The sequence below is a fragment of the Pleomorphomonas carboxyditropha genome, assembly GCF_002770725.1.
Taxonomy (GTDB): domain Bacteria; phylum Pseudomonadota; class Alphaproteobacteria; order Rhizobiales; family Pleomorphomonadaceae; genus Pleomorphomonas; species Pleomorphomonas carboxyditropha.
In genome coordinates, this window is sequence record NZ_NQVN01000002.1 from 319909 (window position 1) to 341040 (window position 21132).

17 protein-coding genes are annotated in these 21132 nt (G+C 67.8%); 14 read left to right on the plus strand and 3 right to left on the minus strand.

Going from position 1 to position 21132, the window contains the following annotated elements; translation table 11 throughout:
- Nucleotides 1-52 precede the first annotated feature (52 nt).
- Nucleotides 53-1348, minus strand: coding sequence for an ABC transporter substrate-binding protein (locus CJ014_RS05955; protein ID WP_207765680.1), 1296 nt, complete (start codon nucleotides 1346-1348; stop codon nucleotides 53-55).
- 155 nt (nucleotides 1349-1503) lie between these two features.
- Entirely contained in the window at nucleotides 1504-3447 is a 1944-nt protein-coding gene (locus CJ014_RS05960; protein ID WP_100079613.1) for a heparinase II/III domain-containing protein, read from the minus strand.
- Nucleotides 3448-3774: 327 nt separating this feature from the next.
- Here CJ014_RS05960 and CJ014_RS05965 point away from each other — a divergent pair, with 327 nt between their 5' ends.
- The 8 genes from CJ014_RS05965 (at nucleotide 3775) to CJ014_RS06000 (ending at nucleotide 12627) form a co-directional block, all read left to right on the plus strand.
- A complete protein-coding gene (locus CJ014_RS05965) occupies nucleotides 3775-4842 on the plus strand; it encodes a LacI family DNA-binding transcriptional regulator (RefSeq protein WP_100079614.1) in 1068 nt (355 codons plus the stop codon).
- Between the two features lie 68 nt (nucleotides 4843-4910).
- The gene (locus tag CJ014_RS05970; protein ID WP_100079615.1) at nucleotides 4911-5714 is read left to right on the plus strand and encodes a 2-keto-4-pentenoate hydratase; all 804 of its coding nucleotides are present in this window, start codon (nucleotides 4911-4913) and stop codon (nucleotides 5712-5714) included.
- A gap of 443 nt (nucleotides 5715-6157) precedes the next feature.
- Nucleotides 6158-7168, plus strand: coding sequence for a LacI family DNA-binding transcriptional regulator (locus tag CJ014_RS05975; RefSeq protein WP_100079616.1), 1011 nt, complete (start codon nucleotides 6158-6160; stop codon nucleotides 7166-7168).
- Nucleotides 7169-7210: 42 nt separating this feature from the next.
- Entirely contained in the window at nucleotides 7211-8485 is a 1275-nt protein-coding gene (locus tag CJ014_RS05980; protein ID WP_100079617.1) for an ABC transporter substrate-binding protein, read from the plus strand.
- Nucleotides 8486-8587: 102 nt separating this feature from the next.
- Complete coding sequence (locus CJ014_RS05985) at nucleotides 8588-9439, plus strand: carbohydrate ABC transporter permease (protein WP_100079618.1); 852 nt, start codon at nucleotides 8588-8590, stop codon at nucleotides 9437-9439.
- Complete coding sequence (locus CJ014_RS05990) at nucleotides 9436-10278, plus strand: carbohydrate ABC transporter permease (protein ID WP_100079619.1); 843 nt, start codon at nucleotides 9436-9438, stop codon at nucleotides 10276-10278. Before CJ014_RS05985 ends, CJ014_RS05990 begins: the two co-directional genes overlap by 4 nt.
- A gap of 13 nt (nucleotides 10279-10291) precedes the next feature.
- Nucleotides 10292-11350, plus strand: a complete 1059-nt coding sequence (locus tag CJ014_RS05995) for an ABC transporter ATP-binding protein (protein ID WP_100079620.1) — start codon at nucleotides 10292-10294, stop codon at nucleotides 11348-11350.
- 17 nt (nucleotides 11351-11367) lie between these two features.
- Nucleotides 11368-12627, plus strand: coding sequence for an MGH1-like glycoside hydrolase domain-containing protein (locus CJ014_RS06000; RefSeq protein WP_100079621.1), 1260 nt, complete (start codon nucleotides 11368-11370; stop codon nucleotides 12625-12627).
- Between the two features lie 158 nt (nucleotides 12628-12785).
- Here CJ014_RS06000 and CJ014_RS06005 read toward each other — a convergent pair whose 3' ends face one another.
- Nucleotides 12786-14225, minus strand: coding sequence for an L-fucose/L-arabinose isomerase family protein (locus CJ014_RS06005; RefSeq protein ID WP_100079622.1), 1440 nt, complete (start codon nucleotides 14223-14225; stop codon nucleotides 12786-12788).
- A 230-nt stretch (nucleotides 14226-14455) separates the two neighbouring features.
- Here CJ014_RS06005 and CJ014_RS06010 point away from each other — a divergent pair, with 230 nt between their 5' ends.
- From CJ014_RS06010 to CJ014_RS06035, 6 genes are all read left to right on the plus strand, one after another.
- Nucleotides 14456-15064, plus strand: coding sequence for a KpsF/GutQ family sugar-phosphate isomerase (locus CJ014_RS06010; protein WP_100079623.1), 609 nt, complete (start codon nucleotides 14456-14458; stop codon nucleotides 15062-15064).
- A gap of 5 nt (nucleotides 15065-15069) precedes the next feature.
- Nucleotides 15070-16107 carry an alcohol dehydrogenase catalytic domain-containing protein gene (locus CJ014_RS06015; protein ID WP_100079624.1) on the plus strand — a complete coding sequence of 346 codons (1038 nt, stop codon included), beginning with the start codon at nucleotides 15070-15072 and terminating at the stop codon, nucleotides 16105-16107.
- Between the two features lie 124 nt (nucleotides 16108-16231).
- Complete coding sequence (locus tag CJ014_RS06020) at nucleotides 16232-17518, plus strand: NAD(P)H-dependent oxidoreductase (RefSeq protein WP_100079625.1); 1287 nt, start codon at nucleotides 16232-16234, stop codon at nucleotides 17516-17518.
- A gap of 14 nt (nucleotides 17519-17532) precedes the next feature.
- Nucleotides 17533-19047, plus strand: a complete 1515-nt coding sequence (locus CJ014_RS06025) for an FGGY-family carbohydrate kinase (RefSeq protein WP_100079626.1) — start codon at nucleotides 17533-17535, stop codon at nucleotides 19045-19047.
- Nucleotides 19044-19913 (plus strand): MurR/RpiR family transcriptional regulator, encoded by an 870-nt coding sequence (locus CJ014_RS06030; RefSeq protein ID WP_100079627.1) that lies wholly within the window; start codon nucleotides 19044-19046, stop codon nucleotides 19911-19913. Before CJ014_RS06025 ends, CJ014_RS06030 begins: the two co-directional genes overlap by 4 nt.
- A 128-nt stretch (nucleotides 19914-20041) precedes the next feature.
- A complete protein-coding gene (locus CJ014_RS06035; RefSeq protein WP_100079628.1) occupies nucleotides 20042-21130 on the plus strand; it encodes a DUF6786 family protein in 1089 nt (362 codons plus the stop codon).
- Nucleotides 21131-21132 lie beyond the last annotated feature (2 nt).

The window sequence follows — 21132 nt, forward strand, 5'->3', positions numbered from 1 at the left end:
GCGCCGGCACCGGCCGCGGGCGGTCGATGCCGGAAGTCTTGCCTCTTTCCCGTCAGTCGTTGGCGAGGACGTTCTGCCGGGTCAGCTCCTGGTCGACGGTCTCGTCCAGCGTCTTGAGCTCGGCGCCGATGTCGGAGGAGCAGTCGGACAGGATCGCGTTGAAGCCGTCCGCCGTCATCTGGCGGATCGGCTGCCAGTTCGGTACCTGCGGGAAATAATGCGCGCTGGTCGCATAGAGCTGGGCGAAGGTCTCCCATCTCGGATCCTTGTAGACCTCGCCGGTGTTGACGTCCTTGTTGACCGACAGGCGGACGATGGGCTGCGCGTTCGGGCTCAGCGATCCCATGCCGATTTCCTGTCCCTCCTTGGAGACCAGGAAGGCGATGAAGGTCTTGGCGGCCGCCTCGTTCTGCGTGCCCGCCGTGATGAAGGCGGACGTTCCCTCGGCGAGCTCGGCGACGCCGGCCGGCCCGGCCGGCGGCGAGATGACCTCGAACTTGTCCTTGCCCGGCTCCTTGTCGAAGGCGGCGATGTGGTAGGGGCCGGAGCGGTAGATGCCGGCCTGCCCGGAATTGAACACCGGCGTCGTCTCGCCGGTGGTCGAGGTGATCGCGCCCGGCTGGGCGTAGCCGTCGCAGACCATCTTGCGGGCGTAGCCGATGGCCCGCTCGACCTCGGGCGTCGCCAGCGACGACGCGAAGCCGCCGTTCTTCGACGCCAGGAACTCGCCGCCCGATTGCCAGATCAGGTCGGACAGGAACCAGCTCGCATAGCCGCGCGTCGGCGACAGGGCCATCACGTAGCCGTAGGTGTCGTCCTTGCCGTTGCCGTCGGGATCCTTGGTGGTGAACGCCTTGGCGAGCTCGTAGAGGTCGTCCCAGGTCTTGGGCACCGGATAGCCCAGCTTCTCGCGCCAGTCCTTGCGGACGAACAGGCCGAAGGCCTGGGCGGAGAAGGGAACGCCGTAATACTTGCCGTCGGGCGCGCGCATGCTGTCCCAGGACACGTCGAGCAGCTTGTCGCCGCCCTCGATGGAGGCCCGGTCGATTTCCTTCAGGATGCCCATCTCGTTCATCTGGCCCATGGCCGTGGCATCGTTCAGGATCACGTCGGGCAGGGTGCCGCCGACCGCCGCGCGGGCAAGGCGCGTCTCGAAGTCGAGGTTGGCGAGGAAGACGTCGAGCTGGATGCCGGTCTTCTCGGTGAAGGCCTTGGTGAACGCCTCCAGAACCGCCTTTTCGTTGTCGCCGTAGCGCATCCAGATCTTCAGGGGCTCGGCTGCCAGGGCGGACGAGGCGAAAGCCGTGCCGGCCAGCAAGGTAACAAGGGCGACATTTCTCAGTTTCATCGTTTCCTCCCGTTTCATGAGATGATCAACAGGCCATCGGGTCCCGCCGCCGGGCGCCTCCGAACGTCTGCGCCTTTGCCCGTTGCGGCGGCGAAGACCCTTTCCTCTCCCGGCGGCGGGCGCCATCGTCCGCCGCCGGGCCATTCTCTCCGGCCTCAATCCTCGACCCGGATATCCAGCGCGAACCGGCCGGACCGTAGGTCCTCGCCGACATAGCGAAGCCGGTGAACCGCCTCGCCCCAGGTATCGCGGTGCCGGGGATCGGACAGGGGCAGCCGCTCGATGCCGTCGAGCCGCAGGTTGGTGGCGGCGATCCTCAGCAAGCGCGCCCCGCACCGGATCCGGCAGACGCCCGCCGCCTCGACCGATATGTCGCGGTCGGAGACGTAGAGCGGCAGCTGGAAGGAGGTCAGTCCCGCCTCCAGCGAGACGTCGTCCTCGACGTGGACCGAAGCCTTGTGGTGGTCGAAGACGATGCGGCGGCGCACCCGGTTGTTGCCGACCGCTTCGAAATAGGCCGGCGCCGCGTCGAGGCTGAGAACGCTCGCGCCTTCGTCCTCGGAAAAGGCGACGTCGCTCGCATCGGTGCCGGAACCGGCGCGCTGGACGAGGCCGTTGATTTTCGGAACGGCGTGCCCTTCGGAGCTGATGTGCCACATGTCGTAGCGGCCGGCGGCGAAGGTCGCCTTGGAATAGGTGCTCTGGCCGAGATCGATCAGCAGCGGCGCGCCGTCGAGATAGACGTTGAAATGGCCGATGTCGTTGTGGGAGTGGTGATTGACCTTGGGGTCGTTGCTGCCGGCGATGGCGCTCAGCATCAGCCCCTTGCCAACCTCCGGATACTCGCGGGCCACCATGACCTGCATGTCCGACAGCCACAGGCTCTTGCGATAGGTCCGGTCGGGCGCCTCGGCGATCTCCGGCGTCCAGAACAGCAGCCGGGTGAGGTGGATGAGGATCTGGCGCACGTAGTCGGCGTGGCCCGTCTCCCTGAACAGGCGCTCTTCCCGTTCCGGGGCGACCCGCGCGACGTCCTGCCAGATCAGGTTGGTCAGCGACTGGGCGCCGATCATCTCCGCATAGCGGCTGAGCAGGCCGTGATCGAGGTCGATCTTGAGGTTTCCGTCGGCGAAGTTGACGTATTTGTTGCCGGCGATGTGGAGCTGGACCAGATGGGCGCCGAAATTGCGGAACTTGGTGCTGTCCTCGAAGCCGAATTTGACGCCGAAGCGCTTTTCCACCAGATCGATGAAGCCGACCAGCCGCCCGGCGCTCACCACCCAGTAGGTCGGCCCCTCGATGCAACTGCCGCTCTCCTCCAGATTGTCGAAGAAGCGCTGCATCGGCGGCAGCAGCTTCTGGACGATGCTGATCAGGCGATCCCTGTCGTCGACGACGTAGCAGGCGGCGGTCAGCAGGTTGTGGGCGCACCAGACGGTCCAGTTGTTGAGACCGTTGTACCAGCCGTAGAGGTTCGGCCCCTCCAGCAACGAAAGCGTCCGCGCCGCGATCTGCCGGTGGACGAGATGATAGAGCGACGGCACCCGCTCGAGCAGCAGCGGCTTCAGCAGGTAGCAGGCCTCGGCCAGGATGGCGGCGGTCTCGCAGTTGAAGAGGTCGAGATATTCCTCGCCCGGCACCGGCAGCGGATCGTCGTCCTTCCAGGGATTGGCCGTCTTGTACATGACCATCTCGTGCTGGCCGGCGAAGTTGTGCGCCGGCACGCACCAGTAGGGTTCGCCGAGAATGGCCCAGATGTGGTCGATGATCGGGTCGAGATAGCGCCCCTCGGCGGTCAGGCATTCGGCGATGACGAGATGGGACAGATGGGCGCGGCGGCGGAAATAGCGGTCCTCGTAGGCCTGGCGGTCGCCGTTGCGGATGAAATCCATGTAGAGCGTCGCCGGCAGCGGGTCGATGGCGCGTCCGGTGACTTCGTCGGCGATCCGGATGATGGCGTCGACCGACGCCTGCAGCCGTGGATCCTGCTTCGGCCTGGTCCAGCCCGCACGATCGGCGATGTCGGGAAAGGGCTTCCACGCCTCCGGGCCGGCATAGCCCCGGTAAAGCCTTTCCGTGTCCGGGCCGTTGATGAACACTTACGCGTCTCCCCATGCTGCGGCTGGAAGCGCCGGCCGTCCCGCGCCGATCCGGAAAATCCGATTCGAGCCGTTCGGGACGCCTGGCCGGCAATCGGATAGCGGCAGCGGCCGGATGCCGGCGTACGCCGGTCATCCTTTGCCGATCGCCGGATTTCCGCCTCTTCCTCCCGCGGGCCTCGCCGCCCGCCTGCCGCGCCGAACCTCTGTCGGTCCGGTTTGTGTATCGATATATATATCGTTCTATAAAATGCGTTGCATTGCAAGTCCCTTTTTTCTAGATTGCTCCGAGTTGGGTGACGTGCTCGGGAAAGGACGCTCGCGGAAGTGAATTCGGAGACAATTCCCAAGCCCGGGCGGCGGGCGACGATCAGCACCGTCGCCGCCGACGCGGGTGTTTCGGTCGCGGCCGTCTCCAAGGTGCTTCGGGGCGATGCCTACGGCGTCAGCGAGGCGCTGCGCAGCAAGGTGATGGCATCCATCGAACGCCTCGACTACCGGCCGAGCGCCGCGGCGCGCGGCATGCGCGGCCGGACCTTCCGGGTCGGCGTCCTCCTCATCAACATCACCAATCCGTTTCTGCCGGAGGTCATCGACGGCGTCATGGAGACGCTGAAACCCGCCGGATACCACGCGATGATCGGCATTGGCCAGTCGCGGACGGAGATCGAGACCTCGCTGATCGAGTCGATGATCGACAGCCGCATGGACGGCCTCATTCTCGTCTCGCCCCATCTGATGAGCGCGCAACTGCAGCATTTCGCCAGGCAGACGCCCCTGGTGGTCATGAACCAGCATGAGCCCGACGCGACGGACTTCGACACCGTCAACAGCGACGACCAGCTCGGCGCGGCCATCGCGGTGCGCGCCCTCGTCGAACGGGGCCACACCCGCATCGGCCTGATGCTGCCCGACGAGGGAGCGCTGCAGCCGCCGGACAGCCCGCTGTTCCTCCACAGCGTCATGCATCAGCGCAGCCTCGGCTATCGCCGGGCCATGCAGGAGGCCGGGCTGGCCGACAACATCCGGATCGCCATGATTCCCCACCGCGTGCCGGGCGGCGAGGCCTCGGCGGCGCGCGACGCGCGCATCCGGCAGATCCTCTCCGCCCCGGACCGGCCGAGCGCCTTCTTCTGCTGGAGCGACCTCGTCGGCGTTCACGTCGTCAACATCGCCCGGTCCGTCGGCCTGTCCATGCCGGACGACCTGGCGGTGATCGGCTTCGACAATTCGAGCGTCGCGGCGCTCCCCTTCGTCGACCTCGCCTCGATCGATCCGGAAGGGCGCCGCCTCGGAGCCATGGCCGCCGACGCCTTGCTCGGCCGGATCAACGGCCGCCGCGGCGCCGAGCATCTGAAGGTCGAGCCGCATCTGGTGGTCAGGTCGAGCATCTAGCACCCAACCGGACGGCCGGTTACCCGAAGGTGACAGGCCGGCATGCAACGAAGATCAGGAACACGAAGATGACTGCCGCTGAAATCGAAAAGATCGCCTCCGCCTTCGTGACGGCGCGGCGACGGGCAGAGAAGCTCGAGGCCTTCCCCGGCGCCCTGCCGGCGACGCTCGCCGATGCCTATCGCGTCCAGGAGCGGGCGCTGGCGCTCGACGGCCGGCCGGTCGCCGGCTGGAAGGTCGCCGGCATCCGGCCGGATCTCCGGCCGGTTCTCGGCGCCGACCGGCTCGCGGGACCGATCTTCGCCGACAACGTCCGCCGGCTTCCGGACGGCGGACGCGCCGAAGCGGCGGTCTACCAGGGTGGCTTTGCCGCCCTCGAGGCCGAATTCGTCGCCGTGTTCGCCAGGGACCTCAAGCCGGGGCCGGCCGGCGTGACGGCGGACGCGGTGCTCGATGCGCTCGAAGGCCTCCACGCCGGCTCCGAGGTCGCCTCGAGCCCGCTGGCCAGCCTCAACGACATCGGCCCGCTCGCCGTCGTGTGCGATCACGGCAACAACGCCGGGGCGATCGTCGGTCCGCTGATCGCGGACTGGCGGAATCTGCCGGCCGAGCAACTGGCCTCGAGGATGCTGATCGACGGTCAGGTGGCCGGGGAGGGCACGGCCGCCAGCGTCGCCGGCGGGCCGGTGGCCGCGCTGGTCTTCCTGGCGGAGAACCTGCGCCGGCGCGGGCGGCATCTCGGAAAGGGCGACGTGGTGCTGACCGGCATGACCACCGGCATTCATCCCGTCAAGCCCGGCTCCCTGGGCCGGATCGAGTTCGCCGGCGCCGCCGCCTGCGACATCGACGTCGTCGTCGCCAGGGCGCGCTGAAGCGCCTTCGAGGATCAGGACTTAGGGCAATCCGGCCGGCAGCCGGATCAGCGACAGGCAGCATCGGTCTTGTGCGCCGAGCGGTGCCGGCGGCGTGCTGCCGGCAATCCGCTTGCCGGCATGTGCCCGGATGGCGGGTGCAAGTCGCAGAACCCGGATGTTGACGAGAGCGCCTGTGGCGGTCTCGCGGCCGACGCTGTGATCCCATCGACCAAAGGATAAGCCGCCATTGAATCGGTAAGGCCGTCGCGCCGCCCGTTCGTCGGAAGGTGCGATCGGCGCCAAACCCCTGGCCGGGCGGGGGATTTCGGACGCGGGCACATCCGGCGCCGTGCAAGATCCGCAAGAACGCTTGGACCGGGCCTGCGACAAATGTCCAAAACGTTTGGGATTGACTCCCAAAACGTTTTGGAAAATCCTGCCCGGCCATCGGGAGGAAGATCGTGGCCAACCTGAAACAGCTCGCGCAATCGCTCGGCCTGTCGATCACCACGGTGTCGCGGGCGCTCGACGGCTATGCCGATGTCTCCGCGGCGACGCGCGAGCGGGTGCTGGCCGCCGCCGCCACGGCCGGCTACCGTCCCAATGCCTCGGCGCGGCGCCTGCGCAAGCAGCGGGCGGAGCTGGTGGCCGTGACCCTGCCGAGCGACCCCGGCCATATCGGTCCGCCGCATTTCCTCGACATGCTGTCGGGATGCGCCGAGTGCCTGGCCGGCGCCGGCCTCAACCTCGTCATCGCGCCGGTGCCGCGCGGCGAGAGCGAGCTCGACCTCTGCCGGCGTTTCGTCGACGGGCGTCGCGTCGACGCCATGCTGCTGGTGCGCACCAGGCGCCACGACGAGCGCGTCGAGTTCCTGCAATCGCGCGGCATTCCCTTCGTCACCAACGGCCGCACCGAGAGCGCCGTGCCGCATCCCTACATCGACGGCGACGGCTACGCCGGCTTCCACGCCGCGACGAGACGCTTCCAGGATGCCGGCCATCGCCGCATCGGCCACATCGCCGGGCCGCAGGACTACTATTTCGCCCATGCCCGCCAGCGGGGCTGGCAGGCGGCCATGCAGGAGGCCGGCCTCGGCACGGACCTGTGCGCCGAGGCCGCTCCGACGGAGCAGGGCGGCTACATCGCCGCGCTCGACCTGCTGCGCCGGCCGGAACGGCCGACCGCCCTGGTCTGCGCCACCGACGAGATGGCCATCGGCGCGCTGAGGGCGCTGCGCGAAGTCGACGGCGGCGAAGAGATCAGCATCGTCGGCCATGACGACCTGCCGATCGGCGCCTTTGCCAGCCCGTCGCTCTCGACCATGCGCATGACCGGGGAGAACCTCGGCGCGAACTTTGCCTCGCTGCTGTTGCGCGCCATGGCCGGCGAGCCCGCCGATCGGCTCCAGGAACTCCACGCGATCGAATTCGTCGACCGCGACAGCCATCGCCGCCCGCTCAGGACGGCATGAGGAAGGCGTGAACGACAACCCAGCTACCAAGGAGGAGAAGATATGCAACGCCTCATGTCACTCGGGATTCTGGCGCCGGCGCTGATGGCGCTCGCCGCTCCCACCCAGGCCCAGACCGTTTTCGTCTCGACCCAACTGCGCCCGATCGAGGAGGCGACCGTGGTGCGGCAGGAGCTGCTGAAGGACGCCGGCCAAGTCGACTACGTGGTCGAGGAGCCGCCGCAATTCGCGGTCCGCATGGAGGCCGAGCGTCAGGCCGGCAAGCGCACCGTCAGCCTGGTCGGCGCCCTGCACGGCGAACTGTCGCCGCTGGCCGACAACGACACGCTCGAACCGCTCGACGATCTGGCCAAGAAGCTCGCGGCCGACGGCATGCCGCAGTCGGTGCTGGATCTCGGCAAGCTCGGCAAGCCGACGCAGCAATATATCCCGTGGATGCAGGCGACCTACGTGATGGCCGCCAAGAAGGAGGCCCTCCAGTATCTGCCGGCCGGCGCCGACGTGAACGCGCTCAGCTACGACCAGCTCATCGACTGGGGCAAGGCGCTGCAGGAGGCGACCGGCCAGCCGCAGATCGGCTTTCCCGCCGGTCCGAAGGGCCTGATGGCCCGCTATTTCCAGGGCTATTTCTATCCCTCCTTCACCGGCGGCGTCGTCCGCACGTTCCAGAACGCCGACGCCGCCGCCGGCTGGGAGAAGCTGAAGGCGCTGTGGGCCTACGTAACGCCCAATTCCACAAATTACGACTTCATGCAGGAGCCGCTGGCGGCCGGCGAAGTCATGGTGGCGTGGGACCACATCGCCCGCCTCAAGAACGCCATCTCGGCGACGCCCGACGACTACGTCGTCTTCCCGGCGCCGGCCGGGCCGAAGGGGCGCGGCTACATGCCGGTGCTGGCCGGGCTCGCCATCCCCAAGGGCGCGCCGGACAAGGACGGCGCCATCAAGGTCATCGAGCACCTCACCACGCCTGACGTGCAACTGCTGACCGCGGCGCGGGTCGGCTTCTTTCCGACGCTCAACGTCGACCTGCCGCCGGACCTCGACCCCGGCGTCGCCCTGCTCGCCGGCGGCGTGACGGCCACCCAGGCCGCCAAGGACGCGGTGATCTCGCTGCTGCCGGTCGGGCTCGGCGACAAGGGCGGCGAGTTCAACAAGGTCTACATGGACAGCTTCCAGCGCATCGTCCTGCAGAACGAGCCGGTCGCCGCCGTGCTCAAGGAGGAGTCCGCCGTGCTGGCCAAGCTGATGACCGACACCAAGGCGCCCTGCTGGGCTCCCGACGCCAGCAGCGACGGCCCCTGTCCGGTGCAGTGATCGCTCTGCCATGACCTGTCGGGCGCCCGGACGGAGTGCGGGCGCCCATCCTTCCCGGCGGGCATCGCTGCCCGGAACTCGTTTCAAGGCGACAAGCATTCCATGTCCCAGAACCGGCCCTGGATCCCCTATGTCCTGATCCTGCCATCGGTCGCCTTCCTGGCGCTCCTGTTCCTCGTGCCGCTGGTGCAGACGATCTGGCTGTCCATGTCCGACAACGGCGTGCCGTCGCTGGCCAACGCGCAGCGCATGGCCGGCGACCTCAACTTCACCCGCTCGCTGAAGAATACCTTCCTGCTGACGCTGGCGGTGGTGCCGGTGCAGCTCGCCATCGCGCTCGCCATGGGCACGATGGTCGGCAAGATCGGGCGCGGACGCGAGACGATCCTGTGGATATGGACCATCCCGCTCGGCATCTCCGATCTCGCCGCCGGCCTCGTCTGGCTGGCGATCCTGCAGAACAGCGGCTACTTCAACTCGCTGCTCTACGGCCTCGGCATCATCGAGCGGCAGACGAGCTGGCTGTCCTACCAGACGCCGGTCGCGCTGTTCCTCGCCATCGCCGTTGCCGAGATCTGGCGCGGCACGGCCATCGTCATGGTGATCATCGTCGCCGGCCTCAACCAGGTGCCGAAGGAGTTCCGCGAGGCGGCCGAGATCTTCGGCGCCGGCCCGTGGGTGCGGTTCTGGCGCATCACGCTGCCGCTGATCCGGCCGGCCCTGCAATCGGCGCTGATCCTGCGCACCGTGCTCGCCTTCGAGGTCTTCTCGGTGGTCTACGCGCTGGGCGGCCGCAACTTTCCCGTCCTGGTCGGCGAAGCCTACAATTGGCAGAACCAGAACCAGAACTACGGCGTGGCGGCGGCCTATGCCGTGCTGATCATGGTGGTCTCGCTGGCCGCCACCGTCGTCTACCTCAGGGCCATCAAGGTCGATCCGGAGCGGCTGCCATGACCACGACCCTTCCGAAGACGGCGCCCGCGAGCTTTCCGTCCTCCCGCCGCCTGCTGCTGTGGAGCGGTATCGCCGCGCTCTGCGCCTGGGTGCTGGTGCCGATCTATCTCGTGGCGCTCGGCGCATTCGGCGGCCGGCAGGGCGTCTACCTGTGGCCGAAGACCGTGCTGCCGACCGGCGTCTCGATCGAGCCGTTCCTGCTGTTCCTGCGGACGGAAGGCGTCGTCGGCTCGTTCCTCAACTCGCTGGGCGCGGCGGGCATCACCGTGGCGCTGTCGATCCTGCTCGGCGCGCCGGCCGGCTACGCGCTCGCCCGCTACAGCTTTCCCGGCAAGGACGGCTACCGGCTGCTGGTGCTGCTGACCCGCGCCTTCCCGCTCGCCATCCTTGCGCTGCCGCTGACCGTCTCCTTCATCAAGCTCGGCCTCTACGACACCGTCGTCGGCGTCGGGCTGATCCACACCGTGCTGGCGCTGCCCTTCGCCGCGCTGGTCACGCAGGGCATCTTCCTCGGCGTGCCGCGCGAACTGGAGGAGGCGGCCTGGGTGTTCGGCTGCACCCGGCTCCAGGCGGTGCTCAGGGTCGTGGTGCCGCTGGCGATGCCGGGCCTCGCCGCGACCGCCGTCTTCGCCTTCGTCATCTCCTGGAACGAGGTGTTCGCGGCCTCGGTGCTGACCGTCCGCAACCGGACGCTGACCGCCTATCTGCTGACGGTGCTGGCCGAAAGCCCGATGCACTACCGCTTCGCCGGCGGACTGCTCCTCATCCTTCCCTCGGTGGTCTTCATCTTCGCGGTCAGGCGCTACCTGTTCGCGATCTGGGGCATCTCCTCCAAGTAACGGAACCAGACCCGTGGCCAACATCGTCATTGACGGGATCCGCAAGAATTTCGGCGCCTTCGAAGCGCTGAAGGACATTTCGCTGACGATCAGCGACGGCGAATTCGTGTCCCTCCTCGGTCCCTCGGGCTGCGGCAAGACCACGCTCCTGCGCATCATCGCCGGGCTGGAGACCGCCACCTCGGGCGACGTGCTGATCGGCGAGCGCTCGGTGATCGGCCTGCCGCCGAAGGATCGCGGCCTTGCCATGGTGTTCCAGAACTACGCCGTGTTCCCGCACATGACGGTCTACGAGAACGTCGCCTTCGGGCTCCGGATGCAGAAGGCGGACGACAGGCGGGTGAAGGAGCAGGTGGAGAAGGCGGCCGGGCTCCTGCACATCGAGCCCTATCTCGACCGCTATCCCAACAAGCTGTCCGGCGGCCAGCGCCAGCGCGTCGCGGTCGCCCGGGCGCTGGCCGTGGAGCCGCGGGTGCTGCTGATGGACGAGCCGCTCTCCAACCTCGACGCGCTGCTGCGGCTGGAGATGCGCACCGAGCTCAAGACCGTGCTGCAGGGCGCCGGGACCACGACGATCTACGTCACCCACGACCAGACGGAAGCCATGGGGCTGTCCAACCGGATCGCCGTCATGCACGACGGCGTGGTCGAGCAGGTCGGCTCGCCGGTCGAAATCTACAATCATCCGGCGACGCGCTTCGTCGGCGGCTTCATCGGCAACCCGCCGATGAACTTCATCACCGTCGCGGTCGAGGACGGCGCGGTGGCGGCCGGTACGCTGCGGCTGCCGGCGCCGGCCGGAGCGGGCCGCGAGGTGGTGCTCGGCCTGCGCGGCGAGGCGGTGGCGCTTGCCGCCCCCGGCGACGGGCTCGACATGACGGTGCGCGTCGCCGAGCCGATGGGCTCGCATCTGCTGCTGACCGGCGCCATCCACGGCCAGCCGGTCAGGGTCATCCTGCCGCCGGCCGAGCGCGTGCGCGGCGGCGACGTCATCAGCCTGCGCCCGGATCTCGACCGCATCACCTGGCTGTCGCCGGAAAGCGGCAAGTCCTATCCGGCCGCCATGGCCTGACCTCCTGGAGTTCCAGCATGAACCAGCATATCGCCGAGGCCCGGCGCATCCTCGCCGCCAACGACCGCGGCGGCTACACCGTACCGACCGACCGGCTCTATCCCTTCCAATGGAATTGGGACTCCGCCTTCGTCGCCATGGGCTTCGCGCTCTACGACGTCGAGCGCGCCTACCGGGAGCTGGAGCGGCTCGCCGAGGGCCAGTGGGCCGACGGCATGATCCCGCACATCGTCTTCCACCAGCCGAGCGACACCTATTTCCCCGGTCCGGCGGTCTGGCGCACGCCGAACCCGGTTCCCACCTCCGGCATCACCCAGCCGCCGGTGTTCGCCATCGCGCTGCGCAAGCTCCACGAGGCCGGCGGCGATCGCGCCCGCAGCCTGGCACTCTACGAAGCGGCGCTCCGCTGGCATCGCTGGTGGTATCGCGCCCGCGACCCGGACGGCACCGGCCTCGTCGCCTTGCTCCACCCCTGGGAGAGCGGCAGCGACAATTCGCCGGCCTGGGACGTGGCGCTGGCGCGGGTGCCGACGACCACGGCGACGCCGGTGGCGCGCAAGGATACCGGCCACGTGAGCGCCGACATGCGGCCGCGCGACGCCGACTACCACCGCTTCATCCACCTCGTCGACACCTATGCCGACTGCGGCTGGAATCCGATCCGGCAGTGGCAAAAGGCGCCGTTCAAGGTCGCCGACATCCAGACCACCGCCATCCTGCTGAAGGCCGGCGAGGATCTCGAAGTCCTGGCGCGCCGCTTCGACCGGCCGGCCGAGGCCGACGAGATCGCCGCCCTCAACGACCGCACGCGGCGCGCCATCCTGGCGCAATGGCGGCCGCAGCTCTCGCGCTTCGTCTCGCGCGACCTCGTCTCCGGCGCCGACGTCGAGGCCGCGACGCAGGCCGGGTTCATGCCGCTATTGTCGCTCGACCTCGACCGGGCCATCGTCGAGGCCATCGTCGCGGAGATGAAGGTCTGGTCCGACGGGCTGAAGGTCGCTTTTCCGACCACCAAGCCGGGCACCAGCGCCTGGGAACCGAAGCGCTACTGGCGCGGGCCGGCCTGGGCGATCATCGACTGGCTGCTGATCGACGGATTGATGCGCAACCGACAGCCGGCCGCCGCGGCGGCGCTGCGCCGCTCCGCCATCGCGGCCATCGAGGCCGAGGGCTTCGCGGAATATTTCGACCCGGTCACCGGCGAAGGCTGCGGCGGCCTCGGCTTCTCCTGGACGGCCGCGGCCTACATGGTGCTGGCGGAGGCGGAGAGCGCGTGACGGCGACCTGGGTCTGCGGGTGGGGGATATGAGCCTCGGCGGCGTGCTTCAAGTCGATCCGGCCCGGTTGCCTGGCAGCCGGGCCGACTTGGCGGCGGTTCGTTCTGAGAAAGAACGGACGACAACTCGTCTTGGGATCGTCGCGTTTCCTGTCCGCCTCAATCCTCGCCGTGCCGGTAGACGTTCCATCCCAGATAGTTGCTGGTGGCTTCCTCGATCACCGCCGCACAGTGCTCGCGCACCATGCCGACATGATGCTCGAAGCCGTTCTTGATGATGTAGCGCAGGAGCTTGCGCAGCTCCAGGATGGCACAGACGGCGATGCCGCCCTTCATCGGGAACGGGTCGTCGGTGAACCGGCCCTCGCCGACATAGGCTCTGATGGTGCCGTGGATGTCGTCGGTGGTCAGGCGGAAGTAGGTCATGTCGCCGGGCGCCACCTTGCCCTTGACGGCGCCGAAGCAGTTGTCGTGGCCGAGCGTCGTGCTGAGTACGCCGAGGTAGGAGATCTCCAGCTTTTCCGCGGCGCCCTTGCCGAAGGTGAAGCTCGACGGATAGTTGGAGCAATGCGTGCAGACGCACTTGTCGATCGCGTCGCCGTAGTTGTTGTTCCAGTCCAGCAGGGCCGACGGATTGCCGGTGGCCAGCATCAGCGCATACATCGAGATCACGCCGGCGACGTCGGTCTCGCAGGCGCAGGGGATGAGCTGCTCGCCGAGCATGCTCATCGACAGGCAGGTGGCGCAGCCGTAATTCTGCTGCACGCTGGTCCAGCACTGGACGCCGGCCGCGTGAACCTGATTCTCGGCGATCCAGTCGCCGATGGCGATGCCGAGCTTGGCCTGGCGCAGCATATGCTCGCGGCGGACGTCGGGAACGACTTTGCCGTAGTCCTGGATTTCGGCGATCTTGGCCTTGACGGCCGCGGCGTCGTCGTCGAGCCGCCCGGCGGCGCCGAGGATCTCCGACAGGTCGGCGCTCACCACGGTGATGCCCGAGGCCTGCAGCAGCTTCTCGGAGAAGCGCATGGTCTGGAAATCGCGCGGCCGGGCGCCGATGGCGCCGATGCGGGCGCTGCGCAGGCCGTTCGTCACCCGGCACACCCTCTCGAAGTGGCGGATGTCGGCGCTGAAGCGCTCGCTGTCGATGGCAGAGGTGTGGAAAGCCGTGTCGGTGAACCTGATGCCGTATTGGTAGAAGTTGTTGGCGACCGAGATCTTGCCGCAGAAGGAATCGCGGCGCTCGGCGTCCGAGACGTGGTCGATGTCGTCGTCGCAGGCCTGCAGCAGGATCGGCACGTCGAGCTTGGCCGAGGCGATGGCGTGCACGACGCCGAGTTCGTTGCCGAAATTCGGCAGCACCACGATGATGCCGTCGATGATGTCGCGGTTGTCCGAAAATAGCCTGCCACACTTGAAGCCGTCGCCGGCATCCTCGACGAGGCCATTGGGCGTGGCGTCCGTCGGCAGGATGACGCTGCCGTAGCCGAGGGCCTCCAGCTTGGCGACAAGCTGCGTCCGCCCGGCGATGGCGAGCTCGGTGTTGAAGCAGCCGCGCGTGCCGACGACCAAGCCGAACACGGTCTTTCCGTCTTTCATCAGAACCTCCCTTTTTGGATGGCCGAGCCTAGCATTGCGCCCTTGTCTGTCAATCAGAATTTCATAATTGAAATTACGAAACGAAAATTTATGCCGACTTGAGGCGAGAATCTGCTTGCATTTCCCAATTCCAGTTTTTAGAAATGAAATACTGATATGAAAAACGGCTGACCGGTATTGGGGCATTCGCTCCCACCCGGCCGGTGCCGGATCAGCACTGCGAGGAAAGAATGTCGCCTGAGGCTATATGGGACGCCGCCTGCGAGACCTGGTCGGTCGGCAGGGCCGAACTGGACCGGCTTGCATCGGCCATCGACAGGGTTGCCTTCACCAAAGTGGTCGAGGCTATCGGCGATTGCCGGGGGCGCATTGCCGTCGCCGGCGTCGGAACGTCCGGCGCCGCTGCCAAGAAAATCGCTCATTCGCTCTGCTGCATCGAGCGGCCGGCGTTCTTCCTGTCGCCGGGCGATGGCGTGCATGGCGCGCTGGGTGCAGTGCAGCCGGACGATATCGCCATCCTGATTTCAAAAGGCGGCAACTCACCTGAAATCGTGCGCCTCGTTGCCTCCCTGAAGGCCAAGCGGGTTTTCATCATCGCCGTCACGGAAAATGAAAATTCCGAGATCGGCCGCGCCGCCGACCAGCTGCTGAAGATCCGCATCGAACGCGAGGCGGATCGCTTCAACATGCTGGCCACCACCAGCACCATGGCGGTGATCGCCGTGTTCGACGCGGTCTGCATCGCGCTGATGACCTACACCGGATATTCTCGCGAGCAGTTCGCCATCATCCATCCCTCGGGGGCGGTCGGCGAGCGCCTCCTGGCCGGCAAGGAGTGAAGTCGATGAAGATGAAGGCGGCTCTGTTCGACGCTCCCGAACACATGATGGTCGGTACGTTCGACCTCGCGCCCTGCGGCCCCGACGACATGATCGTCAAGGTGCATGCCTGCGGCATCTGCGGCTCCGACATCCGCAACTTCAGGACCGGTCTCAAGGCCGACGTCGGCGCCCAGATCATGGGGCACGAGTTCACCGGCGTGGTCACCGAGACCGGCTTCAACGTCACCCGCTTCAAGCCGGGCGATCGCGTCGCCGTGGCGCCCGACGTCTCCTGCGGCGTCTGCTATTACTGCCGGCGCGGCCTCGTCAACCTCTGCGACAACCACCGCATGGTCGGCACGCATTGGCCGGGCGCCTTTGCCGAATATGTCCATTTCCCGAAGGTGGTCATGGAGCGCGGCATGATCCATGCCATCCCCGAGGGATTGTCGCTCGACGATGCGGCGCTGTCGGAGCCGGCGTCCTCGGTGATCGCGGCGCAGGAAAACGCCGGCGTCGGTCTCGGCGACACCGTGCTGATCATCGGCGACGGGCCGATCGGCTGCCTGCATATCGAGGTGGCGCGGGCGCGCGGCGCGGCGCGCGTCATTATGGCCGGCCTCACCCGCCTGAAGGAGGCGGCGCGCTTCGAGCCCGATCTCTTGATCGACGCCGGGTCGCAGGACACGGTGGCGGAAGTACTGAAGGCGACCGCCGGTCTCGGTGCCGACGTGGCGATCTGCGCCACCCCGGTGGCGGCCACCCACGCCCAGGCGGTGAGGGCGGTCCGCAAGCGCGGCGTGGTCGTGCTGTTTGGCGGCCTGCCCAAGACGGCGCCGGACACCACCTTCGATGCCAACCGGGTGCATTACGGCGAGATCTCGGTGATCGGCGCCTTCTCCTATCCCGCCTACATCCACGAAAAGGCACTGGCGACCATCGCGGCCGGCCAGATCAGGCCGGAGAAATATTTCAACCTGACCGTCGGCCTCGACGACATCGTCGAGGGCTTCAGGGCCGCAGCCGAAGGGCGGGCCCTGAAGGTGCTGGTCAAGCCCTGACATCGCTCACGCGGCGCGCGGCGCGGCGATCCGGTTCCATCCACGGAACGGGAAACGATCTGTCGCGCCCGCTGGAAAAGCTGGTCACGTCCCGCTTCGGCCGGCGTGCGGAAAGGAACCGAGAATGTACGAGATCGACAAGCGGCTCTTGGAGCGCGAAAAGGCCGGCGACCCGATTGCCGTCGCCGTGGTCGGCGCCGGCCAGATGGGCACGGAAATCATCAGCCAGATCGGCGAGATGAAGGGCATGGAGGTCTACGTCGTCGTCGACCTCAGCTTCGAGCGCGCCGCCGCCGGCTATGCCAGCTCCCGGAAGAAGGCCGATGTCGTCCGCACCAACGATCTCGCCGAGGCGGAAGCGGCCGTGGCGGCCGGCCGGCGCATCGCCACCACCGACTATCGCCTGGCGACCCGCCTGACCGCCGTCGCGGCGGTGGTCGACGCCACCGGGCAGGCCGAGATGGGCGCCACCGTGTCGCTCGACGCGTTCGACCACAAGAAGCATGTGGTGATGATGAACGTCGAATGCGACGTTACCATCGGTCCGGTGCTGCATCGCTTTGCCGAGAATGCCGGCGTCGTCTACAGCTGGGCGGCCGGCGACGAGCCGGCGGCCATCCTGGAGCTGCATCGCTTCGCCAATGCGCTCGGTTTCGAGATCGTCGCCGCCGGCAAGGGCAAGAACAATCCGCTCAACTACGCCTCGACGCCGGACACCGAACGCGCCAAGGCCGAGGCGCGCAACATGAACGCCCGCATGCTGTGCGAGTTCGTCGACGGCTCCAAGACGGCGGTCGAAATGGCGGCGGTGTCGAACGCCACCGGCTTGGTCCCGGACGTGCGTGGCATGCACGGCGCCAGGTCGTCGGTGGCCGACCTCACCCGCGTGTTCGTACCAAAGGCCGAGGGCGGCGTCCTCGGCAGGAGGGGCGTCGTCGATTTCGCCATCGGCGTCCATCCCGGCGTGTTCGTGATCGTCACCACTGACAATCCCCGTATCCGCGACGGCCTGGTGCAGCGCGACATGGGCAACGGACCCTACTACACGCTCTACCGGCCCTATCATCTCTGCTCGATCGAGGTGCCGCTCACCATCGCCCAGTGCGTGCTCTACGGCGAGTCCTCCGGCCATGCCGCGGGCGGGCTGGTGTCCGAGTGCATCGCCATCACCAAGAAGGCGCTGAAGCCGGGCGACGTTCTCGACGGCATCGGCGAGTTCTGCTATCGCGGCTCGATCGAGACGGCGGCCGTGGCGCGCGCGGAGCGGCTGCTGCCGCTCGGCCTCGCCAAGGGATGCGTCGTCACGACGGAGGTGCCGGAAGGCACGCCGCTTACCTATGATATGGTCGAACCGGCGAAGGAGACCGTGCTCCTGCAGCTTCGCCGCATCCAGGATCAGCTTTACGCCTGAGGAGTGCTGTGGCGATGACACTCGTGGGTCTCGACGTCGGCACCACCGGCTGCAAGGCGGTCGTCTTCTCGGAAGGCGGCCGGCCCCTCGGCGCGTCCTACCGCGAATACGGCATCGACGCCGACCGGGAGGGCAAGGCCGAGCAGGATACTGCCGAGGTCTGGAGCTTGACGCGCCAGGTGCTGGCCGAGGCTGTCGAGCGGGCTGGCCGGCCGGCGATCGCCGGGCTCAGCCTCTCCGTCCAGGGGGATGCGATCATCCCGCTCGGTGCCGACGGCGAGCCGGTCCATCCGGCCATCCTCGGCATGGACTACCGCTCGGCGCCGCAGGCCGGTGCCTGTGCCGAACGGTTCGGTCCCGAGGCCCTCTATCGGCGCACCGGCATGCGCCCGCACGCCATCAATTCGCTTTGCAAGCTGTTGTGGCTGCGCGAGGCGCGGCCGGAGGTCTGGGCGCGCACATGCAAGGTGGTGACCTACGCCGACTTCATCCTCGGCCGGCTCGGCGCGCCGGGCTTCATCGACCTGACCATGGCCTCGCGGACCATGGCCTGGGACATCGAGCGCGGCGACTGGGCCGACGACCTGCTCGCCGATCTCGGGCTCGACCGCTCGCTGTTCTCGGCCGCCGTGCCGACCGGAACGGTATGCGGCCGTCTCGCTCCGGCGCTCGCCGCCGAACTCCGTATCACCGGCGACGTTGCGCTGGTGGCCGGCGCGCACGACCAGCCGGCCGGCGCGGTCGGTGCCGGTGTGCTGACGGACGGCGATGCCGCGGTATCGACCGGCACCGCCGAGGTGCTGTCGACCACCTTCAGCAATCTGGCCGGCGCCGCCGACCTCTATGCCGGCTACTATCCGTCGACGCTGTCGGCGGTCCCCGGCCGTTACTTCACCTTCTCCCTCAACCACGTCGGCGGGCTGATGCTGCGCTGGTATCGCGATGTCTGGGGGACGGCGGAAGTCATCGAGGCGGAGAAGCGCGGCGCCGACGCCTACGAGACCATCCTGTCCGAATTGCCGGACGGGCCGTCGCCGGTGATGGTGCTGCCGCATCTCAACGGCGCCGGCACGCCGAGCTGCGACCCCGTGTCGATGGGTGCGGTGGTCGGGCTGACGCTCGCCACCCGGCGCGCCGACGTCGCCAAGGCGATCATCGAGTGCCAGACCTACGAGCTTGCCCTCAACCTCGCCGCGCTGCGAGCGGCCGGGGTCGAGGTGAGCCGTCTCACGGCCATCGGCGGCGGCGCCCGCTCCGAGGCGTGGCTCAAGACCAAGGCCGACGTGCTCGCCGTGCCGATCCGCACCCTGGAGGTCACCGAAGCCGGCTGCCTGGGGGCGGCGATCTTTGCCGGCTGCGGAACCGGCGTATATAGTTCGCTGGACGACGGCGTGCGCAGGGCCGTCCGGTTCAGGTCGGTCCATGAGCCGGATCCGGCGGCCCATGCCGCCTACGCGCGCCGTTTCGAGGTCTACAAGGGTCTGCACGGGGCGCTGAGACCCATCCACCAACGCTTGAGGGCGCCATGAACAAGATCAATATCGATCGCGTGCCGCACAACTGCGCGCTCAAGCTCCAGGCGGTCTACGACAAGCTGAAGTCTGCCGAGAAGAAGGCGGCCGACTTCATCATGCAGTATCCCGACCAGATCGAGGCGCTGTCGATCGTCGATTTTGCCGAACGGGCCGGCTGCTCGGAAGCCACCATCGTCCGCCTGTCGAAGCGGATCGGCTACGATGGCTATCCCGAGCTCAAGGCGGACTTCCGGCCGTCCGAGAGCCGCAACGGCCTGTTCGACTATCAGGACCTCCGCCTCGACGATACGCCGCAGGAGGTGGCGCGCAAGGTGTTCAACTCGGCAGCGCAGGCGATCCTCGACACGGCCAACGTGCTGGACCAGGCCGCTTACGAGGGCGCGCTCGACGCCCTCTGCTCGGCCGGCAAGATCATGTTCTGCGGCGTCGGCAACGGCGCCGTGGTGTCGCAGGAGGCCTACTACCGCTGGTGCCGCATCGGCTTCCCGGCCATGATGTCGGCCGATCCCGACATCCAACTGATGCAGGCCGCCCAGCTCAAGAAAGGCGACGTGCTGGTGGCCATCAGCCATTCGGGACAGACCAAGACGCTGCTGACGGTGGTCAACCAGGCGATCGGCAGCGGCGCGGTGGTGGTCGCCATCACCAATTTCCCATTCTCGGCCCTGGCCAAGCGGGCCTCCTTCGTGCTGCAGACGGCTGTGTTCTCGACCTACATCTCCGGCGAGATCATGTCGAAGCGCATCGCCGAGCTGTGCGTGGTCGAGAGCCTGTTCGTGAACTTTTTGATGCGGCAGAAAGACAAATACATCGAACAGCTTACGCTGTCGAACGAGTCGCTGAAGATCAACAAGGCCTGACGGAGCAGCTCCGCCGGGCAAGCCGGAACCAACATTTCGCCGCGGGCTTTCCCGCCATTCTCCGGCACGTCCGTCGCGCCGGGCGGGATATCTTTTGCCTGCCGGCCACCAAAGCGGAGGAGACGACCGTGGCCCGTCCCGTCGGCCTTGACGAGGTTCTGTCCATACTCGACCGTTGCGCGCTGGCGCATGCGGTGCTCGATCTCGACGCCGGCCACCGGCTGGTGGTGGTCGAGCGCGGCGGCCATGCCCTCGGCCCGTTCGACGCGGGCGGTCGTTCAACGCTGTGGCTCAACCCGGCCGCCTGGCGATCGGCGACGGCGATGGCCGACTTCGCGGCGGCCGGCAACTGGAACATCGGCGGCGAGCGCTACTGGCTGGCGCCGGAGATCCGCTTCACCATCCGCGATCGCGCCGACTACTGGGGCAGCTACCACCTGCCTGCCGCGATGGCGCCCGGCAGCTACCGCCTCGGCGCGGCGGCGCGGTCGGTCCGGCTCGACACCGAGGCGACGCTCGCCTGCTTCAATCCCGAGGGCGACGTCGTGGCGGTCGGCATCGACCGCCGCTACCGGCCGCTCGCCAACCCGCTCCGCCATCTGTCGGCCGCCGACCAATTGCTCGACGGCGTCGCCTACGCCGGCTTCGAGCACAGCGCCGACCTGACGCTGCGGCCCGGCTCGACCGATGGCGCCCGCGTCGAATCCTGGACGCTGGCGCAGCTCATCCCGGACGGCACGCTGGTCATCCCGAGCAGCGAGGGCGTCGAGCACGAGGACTATTACGAGCCGGTCGATGCCGCTCACTATCGCTGGGCGGCGGGCGCGGCGTTGCTGTCGGTTACCGGCCGCCGCCGCTACAAGGTCGGCTTCCGGTCGCCGCACCTGACGGGACGCCTTGGCTATCTGAAGGCGCTGCCGGAGGAGCGGGCGCAACTCGTCGTCCGCAACTTCCTGAACGATCCGTCGTCCGACTATGTCGAGGAGCCGGCCGACCGCCCGGACTGCCGCGGCCTGTCCGTCCACGTCTATAACGACGGCGGCGTGTTCGGCGGCTTCGGTGAGCTCGAGTGCAACGGCCGCACCGTCGGCGGCGCGGCCGGTAGCAGCGGCCGCGACATCTTCGCCTTCTGGCAGTTCACCGGTCCCGCGCACCGCGTCCGCGCCATCGCCGCCACCCTGCTCGGGGCCGGCGCCGTGGCCGCCGCCGGCTTCTGAGG

Excerpts from the sequence above, each read along its gene's own strand:
- CJ014_RS06030 (WP_100079627.1), top strand. The coding sequence starts at position 19,044 with ATGAACAAGATCAATATCGATCGCGTGCCGCACAACTGCGCGCTCAAG.
- CJ014_RS06000 (WP_100079621.1), top strand. The coding sequence starts at position 11,368 with ATGAACCAGCATATCGCCGAGGCCCGGCGCATCCTCGCCGCCAACGAC.
- CJ014_RS05985 (WP_100079618.1), top strand. The coding sequence starts at position 8,588 with ATGTCCCAGAACCGGCCCTGGATCCCCTATGTCCTGATCCTGCCATCG.
- CJ014_RS06015 (WP_100079624.1), top strand. The coding sequence starts at position 15,070 with ATGAAGATGAAGGCGGCTCTGTTCGACGCTCCCGAACACATGATGGTC.
- CJ014_RS05980 (WP_100079617.1), top strand. The coding sequence starts at position 7,211 with ATGCAACGCCTCATGTCACTCGGGATTCTGGCGCCGGCGCTGATGGCG.
- CJ014_RS05990 (WP_100079619.1), top strand. The coding sequence starts at position 9,436 with ATGACCACGACCCTTCCGAAGACGGCGCCCGCGAGCTTTCCGTCCTCC.
- CJ014_RS06005 (WP_100079622.1), bottom strand. The coding sequence starts at position 14,225 with ATGAAAGACGGAAAGACCGTGTTCGGCTTGGTCGTCGGCACGCGCGGC.
- CJ014_RS05970 (WP_100079615.1), top strand. The coding sequence starts at position 4,911 with ATGACTGCCGCTGAAATCGAAAAGATCGCCTCCGCCTTCGTGACGGCG.
- CJ014_RS06025 (WP_100079626.1), top strand. The coding sequence starts at position 17,533 with ATGACACTCGTGGGTCTCGACGTCGGCACCACCGGCTGCAAGGCGGTC.
- CJ014_RS06020 (WP_100079625.1), top strand. The coding sequence starts at position 16,232 with ATGTACGAGATCGACAAGCGGCTCTTGGAGCGCGAAAAGGCCGGCGAC.
- CJ014_RS05955 (WP_207765680.1), bottom strand. The coding sequence starts at position 1,348 with ATGAAACTGAGAAATGTCGCCCTTGTTACCTTGCTGGCCGGCACGGCT.
- CJ014_RS06010 (WP_100079623.1), top strand. The coding sequence starts at position 14,456 with ATGTCGCCTGAGGCTATATGGGACGCCGCCTGCGAGACCTGGTCGGTC.